We start from the raw sequence: 20,616 nt of genomic DNA on the forward strand, positions 1-20,616 counted from the left end.
GTTTCGGTAATCGTGCCCACGTACGCGACGCCGCCAGACGGCTTGCGCAGGCTGGTCGCGTCGCTCGACCGGCAGACCCTTGCGACGGACGAGTTCGAGATCATCTTCGTCGACGACGGGTCTCCGGACGGCACGATCGACAGGCTCCGCGACGTCCAGTCGACCCGCCCGCACGTGCGCATCGAGCAGATCGAGAACTCGGGGTGGCCGTCGAAACCGCGCAACGTCGGCACCTCTGTCGCGCGAGGCGAGTACATCGCCTACATGGATCATGACGACGAGCTCTACCCCGATGCGCTCCGCGGGGCGTACGAGTTCGCGAAAGCGCACGGATCCGATGTCGTGAACGGCAAAGAGGCGTACACGCACACACCGAACTGGGCGTTGAAGACCTACACAGGTGACCTCCCTCAGGTGATCGGGCGGCGGGATCAGCATCCGCTGATCCCGATGAACCCCCACAAGCTGTACCGCGCCGCGTTCCTCCGCGATCACGACATCCGTTTTCCCGAGGGCCGCAAGGTCATGTGGGAGGACGCGTTCTTCAACCTCCAGGTCGCTCGTCACGCCGAGGTCATCTCCACGCTCTCGAGCGTCCCGTACTATCACTGGGTCGTCACTCCCGGCAGCGGCTCCACCACCTTCCTGAAATGGGCCGAAGACTACTGGACGATGCTGCGGCGCGTGCTCGAGGCGACGGAGAGCGAACTCGCCGGCAGTGCGCTCGAGCCTCAGCGCATGCAGCTGCTGCGTCATCAGTACGAGGCCCGTGTCGTCGGTGTCTTCGATCAGAAGTTCATGAAGAGGCCCGAAGAGGCGCGCGTCTTCCTCTTCGACCATGCCCGAGCCCTCCAGACCGACTTCGGACTCACCCGTTTCGACGATCAGCTCAGTTCTTCGAGGCGCATCAGAGCGCACCTCCTCGCCGCGAACGATCGTGCGCGGCTGGAGCAGGTCTGCCGCGAAGACGTGCCGATCACGGGCTGGTCGCGAGCGCGGTCGCTGGGATGGCGGAACGGCATTCTGCACGTCGAGGCGGAGGCGGACTGGTCGGAGAAGGACGGCCGGCGTCACGCACTCGAACGCGAGGGCGATCGGATACTCAAGCGGTTCTCGCCCGCGGTCACGTCTGGGGTTCCCGACGAATACCGCGACGTGACGTCAGAGGTGACGGATGCCACGGTTCAGCTCTCGGTGCGCTCGCGATCGTCCCGGATCGTCTGGCACACCGACTCGTCTCGGGAGATCACGATCGCCGACGCACCCGACGGAGGCGTCGATATCTCGGGTCGCCTGGTGGGGACGATCGACCCGATGAGCGCGGCGTTCGGCTCTCGCCTGAACTCGACACACTGGGACATCCTCGTCCTGACGGCGGCGATGAACTCGGTGAATCATCGGAACATGCTGAGCGACATCCCTGCGAGCCTGACGATCACGGACGGCCATCTGCACATCGTCTACCCGAACGACGGCGGCTATGCCACCGTCATCCCGGACGGACACCGCGAAGCCGTGCGCCGTCTCAGCCCTGTCTCGGCGGTGAGCACGGAGAGCGACGAGATCGTCATCACCCTCGACGGCGACCACGACGGCTCCGGTGTCGTCGACACGGTTGCCGGACTGGATGAGACCGTCGACGGCGACGGCGACTTCCAGGATGTCCCCGCGACGATCCGGGTCGCCGACGGCGTCGCGACCCTCACCCTCCGTCCCCCCGCGTCGACGTTCCGCTTGCGCGTCGGGGATCGGACCGCCTCTCGACCGACGGCGTGGAGAGTGCGGGTCACCGACACGGGCGTCGACCTCGACCCCGAGCTCCCGCCGCCGCCGCCCACACCACCCACACCACGCGAGCCCGCACCGCGGAGCACGACCGATGCGTCGCAGGGCGACAGACCACTCTTCGCCCGGATCAAACGCCGGGCCGGCCGAACACTACGCAGATGGGGACTTCGATGAGCACCAGGAACGACCCGATGACTTCCCGTCCCGGCGTGGTCGACGGCGACGTGCTCGAGATCCTCTCGAACGATCTCCCCTGGCATGAGCTCGACGGCAGGACCGTCCTGGTCACGGGCGCCGCGGGAATGATCCCGTCGTATGCGGTGCGGGTCCTGCTCGCGCTCAACGACCAGCGCGATGCCGGAATCCGCGTGCTCGGTCTGGTGCGCGACGCCGAGAAGGCCAGGGCTCTCCTGTCCGACGTGATCGATCGCGACGACTTCACCCTGATCACCCAGGACGTCACCGCACCGCTCGACCTCGATGGCCCCGTCGACGTCGTGATCCACGGCGCCTCACCGGCCCGCCCCTCGCTGCACGCAGCGACCCCCGTGACCACGATCCGCGCGAATGTGCAGGGCACGTTCAACCTGCTCGATCTGTGCGTGCCCTCAGGTCGCTTCGTACTCATGTCGTCGGCCGAGGTCTACGGCCAGCGCGCAGACGGCGGGTCACTCGTCGCAGAAGACCAGTACGGCGCCGTCGACATCCTGAGCCCCCGTTCGTCTTATACCGAGGGAAAGCGCGCGGCCGAGACGATCGCGGTCAGCTATCACGCCCAGTACGGCATCCCGGTGACGATCGCTCGATTCGGTCACATCTTCGGCCCCGGGATGCTTCTGGACGACGGTCGAGTGCAGGCGGACTTCACTGCCGACGTGCTGGCAGGTCGCGACATCACGCTCAACAGCGACGGCAGCGCCCGCCGCACCTACACGTACGTCGCCGACGCGGTCGCCGGAATGTTCTACGCGATGCTCCGAGGCGAGTCCACCGCGTACAACGTCGCCGATCGTGGGGGGTTCATCTCGATCCGCGACCTCGCCGAGACGTTCACCCGGGCTCGCCCGGAGAAGGCCCTCACCGTCCGTTTCGGAGAAGGCGTCGACACCTCGGCGTACAACCCGGTGCGCGGACAGGGTCTCGACGACACCCGACTGCGCGACCTGGGGTGGGCTCCCGCCGTCGGCCTCGAAGCCGGCGTCGACCGCACGATCATCTGGCACGAAGAGAGAACCCCATGAGCGAAGCTTCCGAGGACACTTCCACGGGGCATATCGAGACTGTCGAGGGGGCGCCGCCCTTCGCACTCACGGTCGAGCGGATCGTGTGGGAGCGCGTGCTCGTCACCCTGCATCTGCGCGTCACTCCGCTGTCGGGACCGGACGCGGCGAGTAACGTTCCCGACGACCTCGCCTTCGAGGTCGTCGATCTGGAACGCGCCTACCCGGTCGACAGCACGTACGTCGGCGACGGGCGGTACCGGATCGACGTCAACATCACCCGCTTCGGGGCACGACGTCAGTTCCCCAACGGCACGTGGCGCATCCGATCGCAGTCTCAGGACGCAGGCCCGGTGATCGCCGGCTACGACGGCACCGAGCTCGCCAAGCTCGACGAGGCCTCTCGGGTGTTCCTGTACAACAAGAACCGCTCCGTCGTGACCGTCTCGTTCGGCATCGCCGAGAACATCGATGCTCTCGATTTCGTCATGCGCTGCTACCAGTTGAACCGTTCCGGGGCGAAGCCCAAGCGAGTCGGGCCCGTCAAGTGGTTCAAGCGGAAGTACCTCAACGAGCCTCGCATGATGAAGCGAGCGGCGTTCATCTACAAGTGGATCAACCGGCTGGTCGGCGTGCGCAAGGGGCAGATCCTCTTCGCGTCGGACCAGCGCCTCACGATCGCCGGCAACCTGCTTCGCGTCCGCGATCGCCTGGTCGAGCGAGGCCTCGACAAGGAACTCGACTTCAAGTACTCGTTCCGTCTGCCCAAGTCCGGCGGCTGGGGCACGACGATCCGCATCCTCTACCTCATGGCGACGAGCGAGGTCATCCTCCTCGACGACTACTTCGGCCTGCTGAAGAGCGTGAAGATCGACACGGAGCGAAGCAGGGTCGTGCAGCTGTGGCACGCCGGAAGCGGATTCAAGTCGGTCGGCTACAGCCGTTTCGGCAACATCGGCTCGCCGAAGCTGTGGCATCCGCACCGGCAGTACACCTACGCGATCACCGGCTCGGAGCATCTCGTCCCGGTGTATGCCGAGGCGTTCGGCATCGAAGAGGCCGCGGTGATCCCGACCGGCCTCCCTCGCGTCGACTGGTTCCTGGACGAGGAGCGGACGCGGCGCTTCACCGAGGACTTCGCGCAGGAGCATCCCGAGATCGCCGGCAAGCGCGTCGTGCTCTTCGCCCCGACGTTCCGCGGTCGATCGATCTACACCGCGTTCTACGACTACAGTTGGATCGATTTCGACGCGCTTTACGAGGCTGTCGGACCCGACACGGTGGTGCTCTTCCGCATGCACCACTTCGTGAAGGATGCCGTGCCGATCCCCGAACAGTACCGGGATCGCTTCTTCGACTTCACGCACTATCCCGACGGTCTGAGCCTGCTGCACGTCGTCGACCTGCTGATCACCGACTACTCGTCGATCATCTACGAGTTCTCGCTCCTCGACCGGCCGATGATGTTCTACGCACCCGACCGGGTGAACTATGCCGCGACCCGCGGGTTCCACCGGGACTACGACGAGACCGCTCCCGGAAGAGTGTGCTCGACGTTCCCCGAGGTGCTCGAGGCGATCTCGACCGGCGAATTCGAGGTCGAGAAGGTCGCGCAGTTCCGTGCCGAGAACTTCGACCGCATCGACACCGGTGCCGCGGATCGCGTCATCGACTGGCTCGTTCTGCGAGACGCGCCGCCCTCGGCGCTCACGGTCGACACGTCGGAAGAAGTCCCGGTCGCCGCAGAGCACCACGAGCCCGTCGCTGAAGAGCATGAAGAGGAAGAGGAGGCCGCCCGATGAACATCGCCGCGATCTTCGCCGGGGGGATCGGCTCACGTATGAGCTCGGCGAGCCTGCCCAAGCAGTTCCTGGAGATCCATGGGACCCCGCTGATCGTCCACACGATCCAGCACTTTCAGGATCACCCTGAGATCGACCGCATCGCCGTCTCGATCCTGCCCGAATGGCGCGATCGGTTCGCACGTCTCGTGGCCCGCTACGAGCTGACCAAGGTCAACTGGATCGTCGACGGCGGTGCCACCGGACAGGAGTCCCGTCACCGCGCGCTGCGCGCGATCGCGAACGAGTGCCCGAGCGACTCCGTCGTCCTTCTGCACGACGGAGTGCGCCCCTTGATCAACGCCCATCTGATCAGTGAGAACATCCGCACCGTGCGGGAGCATGGACCGGCCATCACGACCACCAAGTTCAACGAGACGGCGATCTCGTCATCTGACGGGCTGGTCGACGAGGTCTATCCGCGCGACAACCTGTACGTCGCCCAGGCGCCGCAGAGCGCGCGTCTCGATGTGGCGATGGACGTCTACGACCGCGCGGTCGCCGAGGGCGAGAACGATTCGATCGACACGTGCAGCCTGCTCCGGCGCTACGGACATGCGCTGTATCGGGTCGATGGGCCGAGGTCGAACATCAAGATCACCACCGCGGAGGATTACTACATCTGCCGCGCGTTCTTCGATGTCATCGAACACCGTCAGATCGGTGGCTGAGCCCTCGTCGACGACGACAGTGGAGTCGTCCCAGAATCTGCTCTCCGACGGCCCGACGTCCCGAGCCGCGCTTCGAGCGCGCCGCGACAAGCGGGTGTTCCGTACCGACATCCAGGCGCTGCGAGCCGTCGCCGTGCTGCTGGTGGTCGTCTACCACTTGCGCCCGAACCGGATCCCCGGTGGATTCATCGGCGTCGACGTCTTCTTCGTCATCTCCGGGTTCCTCATCACCAGCCACCTCGTCCGCGAGGCATCCCGCAGCGGCACAGTGAAGCTCGGCGCGTTCTGGGCGGCCCGTGCACGGCGCATCCTGCCCGCGAGCCTCGTCGCCATCGCCGTGACGATCGCACTCACCGCATGGGTCGCTCCCGTCACTCTGCTGGCCGACCTGCAGCGTCAAGCCCTCGCGTCGATCTTCTATGTCCAGAACTGGGTGCTCGCGGCAGATGCCGTCGATTACTCGGCCGCCGACAATGAGGCGACAGCATTCCAGCACTTCTGGTCGCTGTCGGTCGAGGAGCAGTTCTACGTCTTCTGGCCGCTGATCGTGCTCCTCGCCGTCTGGCTCGTGACCAGAAGACTCACGTCGACAGCTCACGCAGTCGATCCGGCCACACGGGAGCGCAACCTCCGCTGGATGCTGGCGGCCCTCTTCGGTGCGGTCGTGCTCGCTTCGCTCGCGTTCTCCGTCTCGGCCGTCGCGGACGGCCAGGCGAACGCCTACTTCGTCACCACGACCCGAGTGTGGGAGCTGGGAGCAGGCGGACTTCTCGCGCTCGTCAGCGTCCGCCGACTGGCGTCCGTCTGGCGTGCGGTCATCGCCTACCTCGGCATCGGGCTCGTGGGCTACTCAGCCTTCGTGCTGACGAACGAGACGCCGTTCCCCGGGCTCGCCGCGATCCCGGTGATCCTCGGCACCTGTGCCATCATCTTCGCCGGGTCTCCCTCGACAGACGGTTCGATCGACGGACCGGGCCGGTTCGACCCGTGGACGTGGGTGTCGCGTCTGAGCGTCGTGCAGTGGATCGGTGATCGTTCGTACTCGCTCTATCTGTGGCACTTCCCGGTGATCGTGCTGTGGATGATGGTCGCCGATCGCAAACCGGACTACCTGGACATCATCGCGATGTCGGTCATCTCCGTCGTCGCCGGCCATCTGAGTTACCGCTTCATCGAGCAGCCGACACGGCAGGCGGCATTCTTCCGCTCGTCGACTCGTCGGTCTCTGAGCGCCGCAGGCATCGCCATGATCCTCGTCGCGCTGATGACGTTCGCCTACCCCTGGTCGACCGCCCAGGCGGCTGCCGCGGGCGACTGGGATGCGCTGGCGACCGAGTCGCGCTCGCTTCCTGCCGTCGGAGCACAGGCTGTCTCCGATGACACTGTTCCGACGTTCACCACGTCTGAGGCCGCGGTGACCCCGAACCCGTTGCAGGCCGATGAGGATCGAAACATCGCATTCACCGCCGACGAATGCGTGGCGGAGGGCCGCGACGTCGACACGCCGACGTGCACCGCGGGAGACACGTCCGCTGCGACGACCATCGCCCTGGTCGGAGACTCGCATGCTCGCATGTACTCGACGGCGCTCGCCGACATGGCCGAGAAGCAGGGTTGGCTTCTGACGACGCACCTTCGCAATGCATGCCCGTTCTCGCCTGTGCCGCGCGACAGCGAGGTGCAGAAAGAGCTCAGCTGCACCGAGCCGAACGCCGAGGTGCTGGACGAGCTGCTCGCCGACCCGCCTGATCTCGTGATCACGACCTGGTCGTTCGCGGTCACCTTCTTCGACGACGATGCACCCGGTGTACCTGGCGCGGATGGCTTCGCGACGTACTGGAACACCCTGGAGAACGCCGGCATCGAGGTCCTCGTGCTCAGGGACGTTCCACGCATGGATGAGAACATCCCCGACTGTGTGGCGGAGCACTACGACGATCCCGACGTCTGCGCTCGTGACCGTGACGACGCCCTCCCTGGGGCTGCGCTGTTCGCCGAAGCGGTCGCCGCAGCTCCCGACGTCGCGGTCGCGGACTTCACCGACGTGTTCTGCGATGACGAGATCTGCAAGCCGGTGATCGGCAACGTCATCGCGTACTCGGATGACCACCACCTCACGGACTCGTTCGCCGTGTCGATGATCCCCCTGCTCACCGACGCGGTGGAGGACGCCCTTCCTTCGACGTGACCTGCGAAGCGGGAGTAGCCTGACCGCGTGACGGTCATCATCGCTTTCCTCGCCAACATCCTCGTCGCGATCGCCAAGACCGTCGCGGCGGTGCTCACGTCGTCGGCATCGATGGTGGCGGAGGCCGCGCACTCGTGGGCGGATGCGGGGAACGAGATCTTCCTCCTCATCGCCGACCGCCGCGGTGCGCGGGAGAAGGATGAGCGGCATCCCCTCGGCTACGGTCGTGCGGCGTTCGTGTGGTCGCTGATCGCAGCGTTCGGCATCTTCACCGCCGGGTCGATCGTGTCGATCATGCACGGTGTGCAGGAGCTGTCGGAGACGGGCCCGGTCGAGAGCCCTGCCGTCGCATACGCGGTGCTCGGTATCGCCTTCGTGCTCGAGGGCGCATCGTTCACGCAGGCGATGGTGAAGTCGCGGCGGCTCGCGCGTGAGCGCGGATCGTCGACGTGGGACTACGTGCTCGACACCAGTGACACGACGCTCCGCGCGGTGTTCTTCGAAGACATGGCCGCTCTGATCGGTCTGGTTCTCGCCGCCGGGGCGATCGCGATGCATCAGATCACCGAGGTCGCCGCGTGGGATGCCGTGGGATCGATCCTCGTCGGCATCCTGCTCGGCGTCGTGGCGATCATCCTGATCGGACGCAACATCGCGTTCCTCGTCGGCTCGAACGCATCGCCGGCCCTGCGCGACCGCGTCGGGCGTGCACTGCTGGGGTCGCCGCAGATCCAGCGCCTCACCTACCTGCACATCGAGTACGTCGGGCCGAACCGGCTGTTCATCGTCGCGGAGGTCGACCTGGCCGGCGACGCCCGCGAACACGATGTGGCCCGACGGCTGCGTGAGATCGAACAGCAGATCGAGGCGCACCCCGTCGTCGAGACCGTGGTGCTGTCGCTCTCGGTCGATGACGAGGAGTCTCTCGTCTTCGGCGCAGCCGCAGGCGCACCCGCAGGCGCAGGAACCGGCACGGGCGCAGGCGCGCCTGCGCAGCCGTAGTCGCCGCGTCATCCTGCGTGCGCAAGGAGAGGCGGGCTCTGCGCCTGCCTCGACTCGCGCGTTCGCCTTGATTCTCGCCCCGGCGCTGAAACGCTGAGTCTCGGGGTGCGCCACCGCTGTTCGGGGTCCCACCATCGCGGCCCCCGCACCTGCGGGACACCCTCGTTCATCCGGATCTCCCACCCCGAAGAACCGAGAGATCGGTGATGCCACCAGCACAACGGAACACCGTTGTCCGTATGTGTCGGCCCGCCCCTCGCGTGTTCGGTGACGTGGTGAATCTCGCACCAGGACGCAGGAACGTGACACCCGGGGATAAGGCACTCCTTGTCGCGGGCGATGATCGCCCGCCGTTGGTGCACCGTGAAGATCCGGTCGGTGGTCGTGATCCCGATGATCCGCCCCTCATCGAACAGAACACGCTGGATCGTTCCCGAGCATCCGACGTGCGCGGCGACATTGAGCGGAAGTTGTCCCGCCGCCCCGCTGACGCTCGCGCGGCCCGTGCCGTTCACGAGGTCCTTCGCATCCACCGTCACGACGAGCACCGGCCCCGCGCCCCCGAGCGTCGGCATGTCTCGGTGACGTGCGGCGATCGCCAGAGCGGCGGCGAAGGCATCGTGCCGCTTCTGCGCCGGCGTGCGGCCATCGATCACGACACGCGGATCTGAGTTGTAGGGGTCCTCGTCGTCACCGCGCCCGTCGTCACCGCGCCCCTCGGAACCGGCTTCCTCAGCGGTGAACACCACGCCCGGCATCGGCGGACCGTCGCCCTTGGGGTTGTTCTGCGCGTCGAGGATCGATTCCAGCTGAGCGGCCACCTCGGGCGTCAGGTATCCCTTGATCGAGCGCAATCCGTCGCGCACCCGCCCCAGGGTGATTCCCCGTCGGCGTGTGGGCTCGTCTCCGGGCTCGTCTCCGTCGGGGTCGAGCAGCGCGACCAAGGTCTCGGCAAGCAGCTTCAGTTCTTCGAGAGTGGGCGCCGGCCCCTGGACCTCGGCATCAGGGCCGCCCTCAGGATCGGGTCTGATGCCCCGCGCCGCCCGGGCCAGGCACATGTCGGCGTCGAGCCGGTCGTCGACGCTGATGCGATGCGACACCTTCTCGATCGGGTCGGTCGCCGCGAGCATCCCCGCAACCCCGATCGCACCGTCGAGCATCGCCTCTCGTAGAGCCGGCCACCGCGCGGGCAGCCGGTCTCCGGAGACCAGGTTCACATCGCGTCGAACGAGGTCGACGACCTTACCCACACGCGTCGCCCCGCGCACATCTGTCAGCAGGGTGCGCTGGAGCAGCTCGTTCTGTGTGCGGCAGCCCGTGGAGTGCGGGAAGTCCACCGCGTCCCCCGATGCGATCGTCTCGACCACCACAGCTTCGACCCGCCGGAAGGCAGCGCCCGCGGCCTGCAGTACCTCGACCCGTTCATCATCGGTCAACCCGGCGAGCGCGTCGTCGGACAGCACCCGATCGAGGTCGGCGACGACCTGATCGATGAGGGTGCGAGTGCGGGATGACATGCCTCCATCCAACTGGTGGCCACCGACATTCGAACCGCGATCTCAGGCACTTTTCGACCAGATCAGAAGCATATTCCGGAACTACGGATCAGCGTTCCGGAATGCCGATCGCGAACTCCGCCGCGGCCACCACCGACCGCAACGATCGACCGCTCAGCTCTCCCAGTTGTCGGCGAGCTTGTTCAGCAGCGCCGCGAGCTGCTCGCGCTCTTCATCGGTGAAGGCAGCCAGCGCCTTGCCGAGGGCTTCGCGCCGCTCGCCCCGCATGCCGCGCGCGACCTTGCGGCCCTCATCGGTCAGCGCGATGCGCGTGCGTCGAGCGTCATCCGGATCCGCCTCGCGACGCACGAATCCGTGCGCGACACCCTGCTGCACGAGCCGTGATGCACGAGGCTGATCGACGCCGATCGCCGCGCCGAGATCGCTCACACTCAGGGGCGTGGATGCCGCGGCGAGTGCTTCGAGCATCCGCATCCGTGCCGGTCCCCCGAATCGTCCGGACGGGTCATTCATCCACGGCGGCATTCCGGGCATCCCCGATCGCCCCGGATGCCCGTGCCCATGACCGCCCTGCTCGAAGTGATCCGGATGCGGGCCACCATGCCAGCCATGGGGCCCGCCCATCCCGCGGGGCCCGCGACCACGCTCGCCCGGACGGCGTCCGCGCAGACGGGACAGGGCGCGGGCGATGGCGTCGGCGGGGTCGTTCTGTTCGGCACTCACCCGTCGATTTTACATGCGACTTGACATGCATCCACACTGCATGTCACACTACATATACATGCATAGTGACAAGCACATGCTCCATGACATCTAAGGAATCACCTCATGAACACCTCTGACACTCAGAACACAGACAACACCTCCCGTCCGTTCGGCTTCTGGATCAAGGCGGTCGACCGCCTGATGGCCGCCGAGTTCTCCTCGGCCTTCGAGGGCGAGCACGCGAGCCGCCGCGACTGGCGGATCCTCAACGTGATCGACGGCACGGCACCTGCGCGCCGACCGCTGAGCGCCCACAAGCTGCACGACCTCGTCGAGCGCGGATGGGTCGTCGCCGACGGCGACGGCTGGACGCTCACCGACGAAGGCCGCTCGGCCAAGGAACGCCTCAGCGGCATCGTCGACGGCATCCGCGCCAAGGTCACCGACGCCGTCTCACCTGAAGACCTGGAGACGACACTCGCCTCGCTCGAGCAGATCGCCCGCGCATTCGGATGGGACGAAGAGACCCCTCTTCCCCGCGGACGCGGCCGTCGTCACGGCTTCGGACCTCGCGGTTTCGGACGCGGCTTCGGCCCCGACTACGGCTTCGGTCCGGGCTTCGGCCCGGGCTTCGGCCCCGGTCGCGGCTTCGGTCGCCGCCACGGTCACCCCTTCGGACGCGGACGCGACGCCGATTCGGGCTTCGGTCCGGGGCACGAGCACGGTCGTGAGCACGGTGCGGATGCCGAGTTCGGCGCCGACTCCGACTTCGCGGACCGCGCGTGCGCGCACCGCGGACACCGCGGGCACGACCGCTTCGCCGACGAGCACGGCGACCACCACGGCTTCGGCCCTGGTCACCGCTTCGGACGTGGCCGCGACTTCGGTCATGGCCACGGCGATCACCGCGCCGCCCGCGTGGCGCAGCACGCCTACGAGCGCGGCTTCGACGCCGGGTTCTCCCGCGGTCGCGACGCCTGACGGCCTCCGCTCCGTACGAACGCCCCGTCTGACTTCGGTCAGGCGGGGCGTTTTTGCGTCGTCACCAGGATGGCGCAGTCGCCCCTGAGGCTCGGATGCTGACCGCGACATGCGCCGACGGCCGCCCCGGAGCTCACATGCAGCCTCCCAGAACAGGACGACAGCCCCAGCTCAGGAGACACTGCTGCAAGTCATCCTGCCCTCGAGCTGTTCTCCTGATCTCAGCGGGAACCAGCGGGAACCAGCGAGAACTCAGCGGGAATCACCCAGCGAGAATCACCCGCGTCACTACTGACCCCGAATGTCCTCCGGCCGGAGCAGCACGGATGCGCCGAGCACCTCGATCCCGAGCAGGTGACCGTCGCGATCGAAGTCGAGGATCAGCTCACCGGTCATGCCGTCGGGCAGCTCCACGGACACCTGCCGCACCGCCTCGCCGGGCCGGATCGGTCGCCCGATCGTGGCGTAGGCCGCATCGACCTCGGGGTCGTACCTCAGGTCGCCCACGTCAACTGGTCCAGGATGCCGCGGCGCCTGCGACAGAGAAAGAATCGACACCCGACATCCCGAACGTCGTGACGCCGAGGTAGATCGCGCCGATGATCGCCGCGGCGAGGAGCAGCAGCAGGAACGCGAAGATCACGAAGGTCAGTGCGCGGTATCCGCCGGAGGTCGGCACCTCGGGGGCGACCGAGGGCTGAGCCCAGTCATCGGCGACCGGGGCAGGCTGATCGCCCTCGAGGATGGCCGGCTTCGGCCGCGAACGGCGAGTGGCAGGAAGCATCGCCTCAGGCGGAGGAGGCGGAATCACGACATCCGGAACCGACGACTCAGGCGGAGGAGGCGGGATCACGACATCCGGCACCGACGACTCGGGCGGAGGCGGCGGGATCGTCGCGTCCGGAACCGCCGTCGCGAGCGGAGGCGGCGGGATGACAGCATCCTCCGACGGGTCGTACGGATCTCTGCTGTCACCGCTCATGTCAGCCCCCTACGGCTCCGACGTCGGTCGTGCCGACGTCGGTCTTGTGGAAGTTCTGGAACGACCGGGATGCCGTCGGCCCGCGCTGCCCCTGGTAGCGGTTGCCGTAGGGGCCGGAGCCGTACGGGTTCTCGGCCGGGGAGGTCAGACGGAAGAAGCACAGCTGACCGATCTTCATGCCGGGCCACAGCTTGATCGGCAGCGTCGCGACGTTCGCCAGCTCGAGTGTGACGTGCCCCGTGAAACCGGGGTCGATGAACCCGGCGGTCGAGTGCGTGATGAGACCGAGGCGACCCAGCGACGACTTGCCCTCGAGCCGCGCCGCGATGTCATCCGCCAGCGAGACCTGCTCGAACGTCGCGCCGAGCGCGAACTCGCCGGGGTGCAGGATGAACGGCTCATCGGGGTCGACCTCGATCAGGCGGGTGAGCTCGGGCTGATCGACCGACGGGTCGATGAACGGGTACTTGTGGTTGTCGAAGAGACGGAAGTAGCGGTCCAGGCGCACGTCGATGCTCGACGGCTGGATCATCTCCGGCTCGTGCGGGTCCAGGCCGATGTGGCCGGATGCGAGTTCTGCTCTGATGTCGCGGTCGCTGAGAAGCACGGCCCCAGCCTAGTTGCCACACGCCGCCGACACTTTGGCCATGACGGATCAGGCGGGTAGGCTTGCGTTCACCCGCTCCTCGGATGCAGGTACGGGGCTGTAGTTCAATGGCAGAACTTCTGCTTCCCAAGCAGATAGCGCGGGTTCGATTCCCGTCAGCCCCTCCACATCACCAACTCCACGGTCGCCTTTTCCCGGGCAGCAGCCCCGTTCCTCACGAAGGCTGATCTGCCAGATCCATCCCATCCGAATCGTCACCGGCTCCGAACACCGGATGATGGGCCCGTTTCCGCGCGCCCGAGAGGAGCCACGATGATCGAGTCATCGACCCCGCCGCTTGCAGACCTCGACGGGTATCGCAACGTCACCGACCTGCTCGTCGCGCGCGTCACCTCAGCTCCTGACCACGTCGCCTTCGAGGTCGCGGGAGCGGATGCCGCGGCCCCCTGGCGCCCGATCACGACCCGGGAGTTCTCAGACCGAGTCCGCGCCCTGGCGAAGGGCTTCATCGCCGAGGGCATCCAGGCCGGTGACCCGATCGCGATCATGGCGCCGACGCGCTACGAGTGGGCCGTCGCCGACCTCGCGTCGTGGTTCGCCGGGGCCGTCGTCGTCCCGATCTACGAGACCTCCTCTCCCTCCCAGGTCGACGCGATCATCGCGGACGCCGGTGTGCGCCTCGCGATCGGCGGCACCACCGAGCACGCGGCGCTCCTGCAGGCGGCACTCGCGAAGACGGATGCCGGCACGCTCGGCGCCTGGACGATGGATGCCGCGGCATCCGGCACTCTCACCGACCTGGTCGCGCGTGGCGTCGCCGTCACAGATGACGAGCTCGAGGCACGCAGGTCGTCGGCCTCGCAGGACGACGCCGCGACGATCGTGTACACCTCGGGAACCACCGGCGAACCCAAGGGCGTCGTGCTCACGCACCGGAACTTCCTCGGGCAGGTTCTCAACATCGCCGCCGCGTACCACGAGATCGTGAACGAGAGCGGCAACACCGTCATCTTCCTGCCGCTCGCCCATGTGCTCGCACGCGGGCTGCAGCTGATCTGCCTCGCCAGCGGCATGCGCATCGCGCACCTGTCCGACCCCTCGACGGTCGTCGCCACCCTCGACACGCTGCGCCCGACCTTCCTGGTCGTCGTGCCGCGGGTACTGCAGAAGATCCAGGCCGCTGCGGCTGACAAAGCCGCGGAGAAGAAGCTCTCGGCGGTCTGGGCGAAGGCCCGATCGACGGCCATCGCCTGGGGCATCCGCGCCGAACGGATGGACGCCGGTCGCCGTATCCCGAAAGACCTCGGGCTCACCCTGCGCCACCGCTTCTTCGACGCGCTCTTCTACCGCCGCCTCCGCACCGTGATGGGCGGGCGGGTCGGCTACATCCTGTCTGGTGGGGCGGCTCTCGAGAGCGACCTCTCGCTCTTCTTCCGCGGCATCGGAGTTCCCGTCATCGAGGGCTACGGCCTCACCGAGACGACGGCACCCCTCACCGGCAACCTGCCCGGTCGCATCGCCTCGGGCAGCGTCGGCTCGCCCCTGCCCGGTCTCACCGTGCGCATCAGCGACGCGGGCGAGGTGCTCGCCCGCGGCATCGGCGTCTTCGGCGGCTACCGCAACCCGGCCCACGACGAGGGCGCCTTCGTCGACGGGTTCTTCCGCACCGGAGACCTCGGGCGCCTCGACGATCAGGGCCGCCTGATCCTCGACGGCCGCCTCAAAGACGTGATCGTGACCTCCAACGGCAAGACGATCGTGCCGACCCGCTGGGAGAGCGCCGTCGAAGCGGATCCACTCGTCTCGCACGCCGTCATGGTGGGTGAGGGGAAGCCGTACCTCTCCGCGCTTCTCGTGCTCGACCCCGAGCAGACGCTGGCCTGGGCGGCGGCTGCGGGAACGAGCATCCCCGCCGTCACCCAGCCCGACATCCGCGAGATCACCGACCCCGCACTGCGCGCGCACCTGCAGCGTGCCGTCGACGCCGCGAACGCGCTGGTGGCCCGCAGCGAGCAGGTGCGTCGCTTCAGCGTGGTCTTCGCCGACCTCGAAGACCGCGGGCTCGTCACGCCCACCATGAAGCTCAAGCGGAGCGTGGTGCTCGACCGCGCCGGCGCCACCGTCGAAGACCTGTACCTCTGAGAACCGGAAAGAACACGATGTCCTCCCCCACCCCCACGAAGCCCAAGTCCTCGCGCGCCTCGCTCATCGCGATCATCGTCGCGCTCGTCATCGGGGCGCTCGTCGCCCTCGCCGGCAGCCAGGGCGGCGCGACGCTCGGCGGCATCCCGCTGTTCGCGCTCGCCGTCGCGGCGGCGTACGTGATCCAGATCCTCGCCTTCATCCCGGCGATGATCCTGCGCACCGAGCGGTTCTTCGACCTCACCGGCAGCCTCACCTTCCTCGCCATCTCGGTCGCTCTCGTGCTGCTGACGCCCATGCCGGATGCACGCAGCTGGATCCTCGCGGCGATGGTCATCCTGTGGGCCGCGCGGCTCGGATCGTTCCTCGCCATGCGCGTGCACAAAGCCGGATCCGACGGACGCTTCGACGAGATCAAGGGCTCCCCCGTGCGCTTCCTGCAGGTGTGGGTGATCCAGGGTGCGTGGGTGTCGATCACGGCAGCCGCGGCGTGGATCGCGATCAGCACGGATGCCGGCGCGCGGGCCCCCATCGGATGGCTGACCGTCGTGGGAATCGTCGTGTGGGCGCTCGGCCTCGTGATCGAGATCGTCGCCGACGCCCAGAAGTCGGCGTTCCGCGCAGACCCGGCCAACCGGCACGAGTTCATCCGCACCGGCCTGTGGTCGCGCTCGCGCCACCCCAACTACTTCGGTGAGATCGTGCTCTGGGTGGGCGTGTTCCTCACGGCCGCCCCCGTGCTCGCCGGATGGCAGTGGGTCGCGATCCTGTCGCCGCTGTTCGTGATCCTGCTGCTCACCAGGGTCAGCGGCATCCCGCTGCTCGAGGCACGCGCTGAGAAGAAGTGGGGCGACCGCGCCGACTACATCGAGTACCGCGAGAACACCCCGTCGCTGATCCCGCGTCTCACGCGGCCTGCCGTGCGCGAGACCGCCGCGTGAGAATCAGATCGCACACGGTCGCTGCGGCCGCGCCCACCGCGTAGGCGATCAGGTCGCGCGCGTCGAAGCCGGTACCCAGCACGAGTCGCACGGGCCAGAACGCCTCTGCCCACGCTCCGGGGAGACCCGTGAGCTGGAACAGCTCGATCAGGGTGCAGACGACGACCGTGGCGGCGCCGATCGCCCAGGAGGCGGCGCGCGCGAACACGGCGGCGATGACGAGGTAGACCAGCACGGCGTAGAGGGCGTCGCCCGTGAAGTCCGCCACCGGGCCGCTGCCGAGCAGGTGCACGGCGAGGCCGGCCACGACCACGAGCGCGGCGGCGATCAGAAGTCGTCGGCGACGCGTCCGCACGGTCGTGTTTCGGTCGGCTGAGGGCTGCACTCCCTCACCCTAGGTCAGCGCGCTCACCGATTCGTCGGCCCGCCACCGGCACGTGCACGGCATGCAAGACTTCTTCTGTGGTTGAAGAGAGCACGACGGCGACCGGCCCCCGCGTGGTGGCGCACCCCACCATGGCCGACGTCGCCGAGCGTGCAGGGGTCTCCCGCCCTCTCGTCTCGATGGTCATGCGCGACAAGCCGGGCCCCTCGCAGGAGTCGCGCGAGCGGATCCTCGCCGCGGCCCGCGAACTCGGCTACCGCCCCAATGCGTCGGCCCGACTGCTGCGTCGGAACCGCACGCAGCTCATCGGAGCGATCTTCTGGATGGGCAGCCCGTTCCAGGTGCGCGTGGTCGAACGGCTGGTCAGCGCCGCAGCCGAGCGCGGATACGGGATCGCCCTCGGCCCGACCACAACGGACCTCTCGACGGATGCCGTCGTCGACCGCCTGATCGAGGAACGGGTCGAGGCGCTCTTCGCGTTCAACATCGATCCGGACTCCCCCGAGTTCCGGGAGGCGGCGAGCCGCATCCCGACCGTGCTCCTGGGCGAGTGGAACGACGACGCGCGCAGTGACAACGTGCACATCGACGACGACGAGGCGCTGCGACTGGTCGTCGAGCATCTCGTCTCGCTCGGCCACCGCGACATCGCCTATGTCGGCGGAGAGGGCGGCATCGTCGGGCGAGATCGCGCCGCCTCGTATCTGCGCGCCATGAAGGACTTCGGGCTCGAGGATCGGAGCGAGGTCCTTCGCGGATCGTTCTTCGAGGAGGACGGAGCCGCCGCGGCGCGCGAGATCGTGAGCCGGGACGAACGCCCGACGGCACTCGTGTGCGCGGGCGATCTGAGTGCCGTCGGTGCGCTCGCGGTGTTCGCCCAGGCCGGGCTCTCCGTCCCCGACGACATCTCGGTCGTCGGATTCGACGACAGTTACGTCGCCGCGCTCTCCTACAACCGGCTCACCACGGTGCATCAGGATGTCGACGCGACCGCGGATGCGACGCTCAGCGCCCTCCTCGGTCGCCTCGAGGACTTCGATCGCCCGCCAGCGAGGATCGCGACCCCCGCCTCACTGGTCGTCCGAGCGACCACGGGACCGGCGCCGTCGGCATGACGACGGCCGCCGACCCCGGAGATCGGGTGTCGACGGCCGTGTCGATTGCGCAGGCCGAGCGGATTGCGCAGACGGAGTCCGCTCAGCGGACTCCGCGGATCGGCAGCACCACCGCGGCACCGATCACCGCGACGATGCCGGCCCCCCAGAGCAGCGCGACGTAGTTGCCGGTGCCTCCGCCGATCCCCAGCAGCAGAAGTCCGACAGCGGGCGCGAGCGACTGCGGCAGCGAGTTCGCGATGTTGATCACGCCGAGGTCCTTGCCCGGCTTCTTCGGGTCGGGGAGCACATCGACCACCAGTGCGGTGTCGACCGCGGTGTACACGCCGTAGGCGAGTCCCATCACGACCTCGGCGAGGTAGAACGCCTCCACCGTGCCCGCGAAGGCGAGAAGCACCAGTCCCACTCCGAAGAGGAGCGTCGACGCCGCCACGAAGACCTTGCGGCGCCCCAGCCTGTCGGACAGCCAGCCCGAGAGGAGGCCCGCCACCATGAGCGCGATCGTGTAGAAGAGCACGCCGTTCGCGACGGCCGCCAGGGCGACATCGGCATCGAGGCCGAGGTGGTCCTGCATGTAGAGGTAGCGGTAGGTCGTGAAGAGCATCGAGGCGAAGGTGATGAGGAACCGCGACCACCAGGCGAGGCCGAAGTCGGGGAACCGGAACGGGTTGGTCCAGAACGTGCCGAGGATCCTCGTGAGCGAGAACGGCCGGCGCTCGACCTCGGGCAGCCGATCGGGCGTGATGAAGACGTAGACGGCGACGAGCGCGACCCCGATGACGCCGGGGAGCAGGAACAGCAGGGGCAGGTTGTCGGCCAGGAGCACCGCGCCGTAGATACCGGCGAGGATCGACACGTTCTGCGCCAATGCGAAGATGCTCGACCCGCGACCGCGCTGGTCCTCGGGCACATTGTCCGCGAAGCTCGCGATGAGGGCGGCGGATGCCGCGTTGGACGCGAGCTGGCAGACCAGCCAGGCGAAGGTCAGCTCCAGAACGCTCGAGCTGACGGACACCCAGAAGAGGCCGCCGAGAAGACCCAGGATGCCGGCCAGGAGCCAGGGCTTGCGGCGCCCCCACCGGGTGCGCGTCGCATCGCTGAGCGCACCGAAGACGGGGTTTCCGATCAGTGCGCCCAGCGCGCCGATCGGGAGCACGCTTCCGACGACGGATGCCGGATCCGCCGGGTTCATCTCCTGCGCCTTCAGCTGCATGCTGATGATCACCGGTGCGAGGATCGCGATGAAGATCCCGAACTGGGCGAGTCCGAGAGCAACGAAGTACATGGGTCGCACCCGGGTGACCGGGGTCACGGTCGTGTACGGATGTGCGGGCAGTTCTGTGGTCATCCGACGCCTCCTTGAGTCGTGTATCGCTGTGAACATCGTTGTCGTCGACGGATTAGCACGTGCTAACCTGAGCGATGTCCGCTACTTTAGCTCGTGCTAAGTAGAAAATCCACAACGATGTCGAAACGGAAGAAACCACATGCTCCCCGATTCCCTGCCCACCCCCACTCTTCACAGCGCGAACGCGGGCGAGCCCTCCCTGCGATGGGGGATCGCAGGACCGGGATGGATCGCGGGTGAGTTCGCGAAGGCGCTCCGGGCGCACACCGCGCAGCGCCTCGTCGCCGTCTTCTCCCGTTCGGCCGAACGCGGTGGCGAGTTCGCCGCAGCGCACGGCATCGACCGCATCCACTCCTCGCTGGACGCTCTCGTGAACGACCCCGAGGTCGACGTCGTCTACGTCGCCACTCCCCCGAGCGACCACCTCCGTACCGGCCTGGCTGCGATCGCCGCAGGCAAGCACGTGCTGATCGAGAAGCCGATCACCGCGAGCGCGGCGGAAGCCCGCGAGCTCACCGACGCCGCACGTGCTGCCGGAGTGCTCGTGATGGAGGCCATGTGGACGCGCTACCTTCCGCAGACGTCCGTGATCCAGCAGCTCCTCGACGACGGCGTCCTGGGCGAGATCACGGCGGTCCTCGCCGATCATGGCCAGTCCATCACCACCGACCCGCAGCACCGGCTGCTGCGGCCGGAGCTCGGCGGTGGCGCGCTCCTGGACCTCGGCATCTACCCGGTGCAGTTCTCGTCGATGGTGCTCGGCGCACCGACCGAGATCATCGCGTCGGGCAGGATGACCGAGACCGGCGTCGACGCGTACTCGACGCTCGTGCTCACCCATGAGGGAGGCGCGCAGTCCACGCTGCACTCCTCGATCCGGGCGCGCACCCCGATGGCCGGGGTGATCGCCGGCTCCGAAGCGAGCATCGTGCTCGACGGCCCGTTCTACAATCCGACGACCTTCAGCCTGCTCGGAGCGGACTACTTCTCGACCCCGCTCACGTGGAGCGACCCGACGGACATCCGCGGCTTCGCCGGTCTCTCGTGGGAGGCGAACGCCTTCGCACGATTCGTCGGCGAGGCGCGCATCGAGTCGCCCGTGCACACGCACGATGAGACGATCTCGATCCTCGCGACCATCGATGAGGCTCGCGCCCAGCTGGCGCGACGCGGACACTGAAGA

At 67.6% G+C, this 20,616-nt stretch carries 18 protein-coding genes and 1 tRNA gene; 12 read left to right on the forward strand and 7 right to left on the reverse strand.

The annotated features are described in order from the left end of the window. Positions 1-12: 12 nt before the first annotated feature. From JOF42_RS01105 to JOF42_RS01130, 6 genes are read left to right on the forward strand one after another with little or no spacing between them, the layout of a single operon-like run. Positions 13-1,962 carry a glycosyltransferase family 2 protein gene (locus JOF42_RS01105; RefSeq protein ID WP_307803497.1) on the forward strand — a complete coding sequence of 650 codons (1,950 nt, stop codon included), beginning with the start codon at positions 13-15 and terminating at the stop codon, positions 1,960-1,962. 17 nt (positions 1,963-1,979) lie between these two features. Beyond that, positions 1,980-3,029: an NAD-dependent epimerase/dehydratase family protein gene (locus JOF42_RS01110; RefSeq protein WP_210096171.1), complete on the forward strand. Its 1,050-nt coding sequence runs from the start codon at positions 1,980-1,982 to the stop codon at positions 3,027-3,029. Continuing rightward, positions 3,026-4,810, forward strand: a complete 1,785-nt coding sequence (locus tag JOF42_RS01115) for a CDP-glycerol glycerophosphotransferase family protein (RefSeq protein ID WP_210096172.1) — start codon at positions 3,026-3,028, stop codon at positions 4,808-4,810. Before JOF42_RS01110 ends, JOF42_RS01115 begins: the two co-directional genes overlap by 4 nt. Next, on the forward strand, positions 4,807-5,520 hold the full coding sequence (locus tag JOF42_RS01120; RefSeq protein WP_210096173.1) for an IspD/TarI family cytidylyltransferase: 714 nt from the start codon (positions 4,807-4,809) through the stop codon (positions 5,518-5,520). The genes JOF42_RS01115 and JOF42_RS01120 overlap by 4 nt, the downstream gene beginning before the upstream one ends. Then, positions 5,513-7,708: an acyltransferase family protein gene (locus tag JOF42_RS01125; RefSeq protein ID WP_210096174.1), complete on the forward strand. Its 2,196-nt coding sequence runs from the start codon at positions 5,513-5,515 to the stop codon at positions 7,706-7,708. The genes JOF42_RS01120 and JOF42_RS01125 overlap by 8 nt, the downstream gene beginning before the upstream one ends. Positions 7,709-7,735: 27 nt before the next feature. Then, positions 7,736-8,710 carry a cation diffusion facilitator family transporter gene (locus tag JOF42_RS01130; protein ID WP_210096175.1) on the forward strand — a complete coding sequence of 325 codons (975 nt, stop codon included), beginning with the start codon at positions 7,736-7,738 and terminating at the stop codon, positions 8,708-8,710. Between the two features lie 8 nt (positions 8,711-8,718). On the opposite strand, the gene JOF42_RS01135 is transcribed toward JOF42_RS01130, so the two are convergent. Both JOF42_RS01135 and JOF42_RS01140 read right to left on the reverse strand, forming a co-directional pair. Continuing rightward, positions 8,719-10,227: an HNH endonuclease signature motif containing protein gene (locus JOF42_RS01135; protein WP_210096176.1), complete on the reverse strand. Its 1,509-nt coding sequence runs from the start codon at positions 10,225-10,227 to the stop codon at positions 8,719-8,721. Positions 10,228-10,380: 153 nt separating this feature from the next. After that, entirely contained in the window at positions 10,381-10,950 is a 570-nt protein-coding gene (locus JOF42_RS01140) for a MarR family winged helix-turn-helix transcriptional regulator (protein WP_307803498.1), read from the reverse strand. A gap of 105 nt (positions 10,951-11,055) precedes the next feature. Between JOF42_RS01140 and JOF42_RS01145 the strand changes: the two genes are divergently transcribed. Next, a complete protein-coding gene (locus JOF42_RS01145) occupies positions 11,056-11,913 on the forward strand; it encodes a MarR family winged helix-turn-helix transcriptional regulator (RefSeq protein WP_210096177.1) in 858 nt (285 codons plus the stop codon). A gap of 288 nt (positions 11,914-12,201) precedes the next feature. Here JOF42_RS01145 and JOF42_RS01150 read toward each other — a convergent pair whose 3' ends face one another. From JOF42_RS01150 to dcd, 3 genes are read right to left on the reverse strand one after another with little or no spacing between them, the layout of a single operon-like run. Continuing rightward, a complete protein-coding gene (locus JOF42_RS01150) occupies positions 12,202-12,420 on the reverse strand; it encodes a DUF2283 domain-containing protein (protein ID WP_210096178.1) in 219 nt (72 codons plus the stop codon). Between the two features lies 1 nt (position 12,421). Next, complete coding sequence (locus JOF42_RS01155; RefSeq protein ID WP_210096179.1) at positions 12,422-12,895, reverse strand: hypothetical protein; 474 nt, start codon at positions 12,893-12,895, stop codon at positions 12,422-12,424. Between the two features lies 1 nt (position 12,896). Then, positions 12,897-13,502 (reverse strand): dCTP deaminase, encoded by a 606-nt coding sequence (gene dcd, locus JOF42_RS01160; RefSeq protein ID WP_042536862.1) that lies wholly within the window; start codon positions 13,500-13,502, stop codon positions 12,897-12,899. Between the two features lie 93 nt (positions 13,503-13,595). Between dcd and JOF42_RS01165 the strand changes: the two genes are divergently transcribed. From JOF42_RS01165 to JOF42_RS01175, 3 genes are all read left to right on the forward strand, one after another. Beyond that, positions 13,596-13,669, forward strand: a tRNA-Gly gene (locus JOF42_RS01165). 145 nt (positions 13,670-13,814) lie between these two features. Beyond that, the gene (locus tag JOF42_RS01170) at positions 13,815-15,644 is read left to right on the forward strand and encodes an AMP-dependent synthetase/ligase (protein ID WP_210096180.1); all 1,830 of its coding nucleotides are present in this window, start codon (positions 13,815-13,817) and stop codon (positions 15,642-15,644) included. A gap of 17 nt (positions 15,645-15,661) precedes the next feature. Next, on the forward strand, positions 15,662-16,585 hold the full coding sequence (locus JOF42_RS01175; RefSeq protein ID WP_210096181.1) for a DUF1295 domain-containing protein: 924 nt from the start codon (positions 15,662-15,664) through the stop codon (positions 16,583-16,585). On the opposite strand, the gene JOF42_RS01180 is transcribed toward JOF42_RS01175, so the two are convergent. Continuing rightward, positions 16,551-16,970, reverse strand: coding sequence for a ribosomal maturation YjgA family protein (locus JOF42_RS01180; protein WP_307803499.1), 420 nt, complete (start codon positions 16,968-16,970; stop codon positions 16,551-16,553). The genes JOF42_RS01175 and JOF42_RS01180 overlap by 35 nt on opposite strands. A gap of 77 nt (positions 16,971-17,047) precedes the next feature. Here JOF42_RS01180 and JOF42_RS01185 point away from each other — a divergent pair, with 77 nt between their 5' ends. Beyond that, entirely contained in the window at positions 17,048-18,085 is a 1,038-nt protein-coding gene (locus JOF42_RS01185; protein ID WP_210096182.1) for a LacI family DNA-binding transcriptional regulator, read from the forward strand. An 82-nt stretch (positions 18,086-18,167) separates the two neighbouring features. On the opposite strand, the gene JOF42_RS01190 is transcribed toward JOF42_RS01185, so the two are convergent. Further along, positions 18,168-19,433 carry an MFS transporter gene (locus JOF42_RS01190; protein ID WP_245340686.1) on the reverse strand — a complete coding sequence of 422 codons (1,266 nt, stop codon included), beginning with the start codon at positions 19,431-19,433 and terminating at the stop codon, positions 18,168-18,170. Positions 19,434-19,572: 139 nt separating this feature from the next. On the opposite strand from JOF42_RS01190, the gene JOF42_RS01195 reads away from it, so the two are divergent. Then, the gene (locus JOF42_RS01195) at positions 19,573-20,613 is read left to right on the forward strand and encodes a Gfo/Idh/MocA family protein (RefSeq protein WP_210096184.1); all 1,041 of its coding nucleotides are present in this window, start codon (positions 19,573-19,575) and stop codon (positions 20,611-20,613) included. The last annotated feature ends 3 nt before the right edge of the window (positions 20,614-20,616 follow it).

The organism is Microbacterium phyllosphaerae (assembly GCF_017876435.1).
Classification (GTDB): Bacteria; Actinomycetota; Actinomycetes; order Actinomycetales; family Microbacteriaceae; genus Microbacterium; species Microbacterium phyllosphaerae.

Excerpts from the sequence above, each read along its gene's own strand:
- JOF42_RS01195 (WP_210096184.1), top strand. The coding sequence starts at position 19,573 with ATGCTCCCCGATTCCCTGCCCACCCCCACTCTTCACAGCGCGAACGCG.
- JOF42_RS01115 (WP_210096172.1), top strand. The coding sequence starts at position 3,026 with ATGAGCGAAGCTTCCGAGGACACTTCCACGGGGCATATCGAGACTGTC.
- JOF42_RS01120 (WP_210096173.1), top strand. The coding sequence starts at position 4,807 with ATGAACATCGCCGCGATCTTCGCCGGGGGGATCGGCTCACGTATGAGC.
- JOF42_RS01135 (WP_210096176.1), bottom strand. The coding sequence starts at position 10,227 with ATGTCATCCCGCACTCGCACCCTCATCGATCAGGTCGTCGCCGACCTC.
- JOF42_RS01145 (WP_210096177.1), top strand. The coding sequence starts at position 11,056 with ATGAACACCTCTGACACTCAGAACACAGACAACACCTCCCGTCCGTTC.
- JOF42_RS01175 (WP_210096181.1), top strand. The coding sequence starts at position 15,662 with ATGTCCTCCCCCACCCCCACGAAGCCCAAGTCCTCGCGCGCCTCGCTC.
- JOF42_RS01110 (WP_210096171.1), top strand. The coding sequence starts at position 1,980 with ATGACTTCCCGTCCCGGCGTGGTCGACGGCGACGTGCTCGAGATCCTC.
- JOF42_RS01190 (WP_245340686.1), bottom strand. The coding sequence starts at position 19,433 with ATGACCACAGAACTGCCCGCACATCCGTACACGACCGTGACCCCGGTC.
- JOF42_RS01170 (WP_210096180.1), top strand. The coding sequence starts at position 13,815 with ATGATCGAGTCATCGACCCCGCCGCTTGCAGACCTCGACGGGTATCGC.
- JOF42_RS01155 (WP_210096179.1), bottom strand. The coding sequence starts at position 12,895 with ATGAGCGGTGACAGCAGAGATCCGTACGACCCGTCGGAGGATGCTGTC.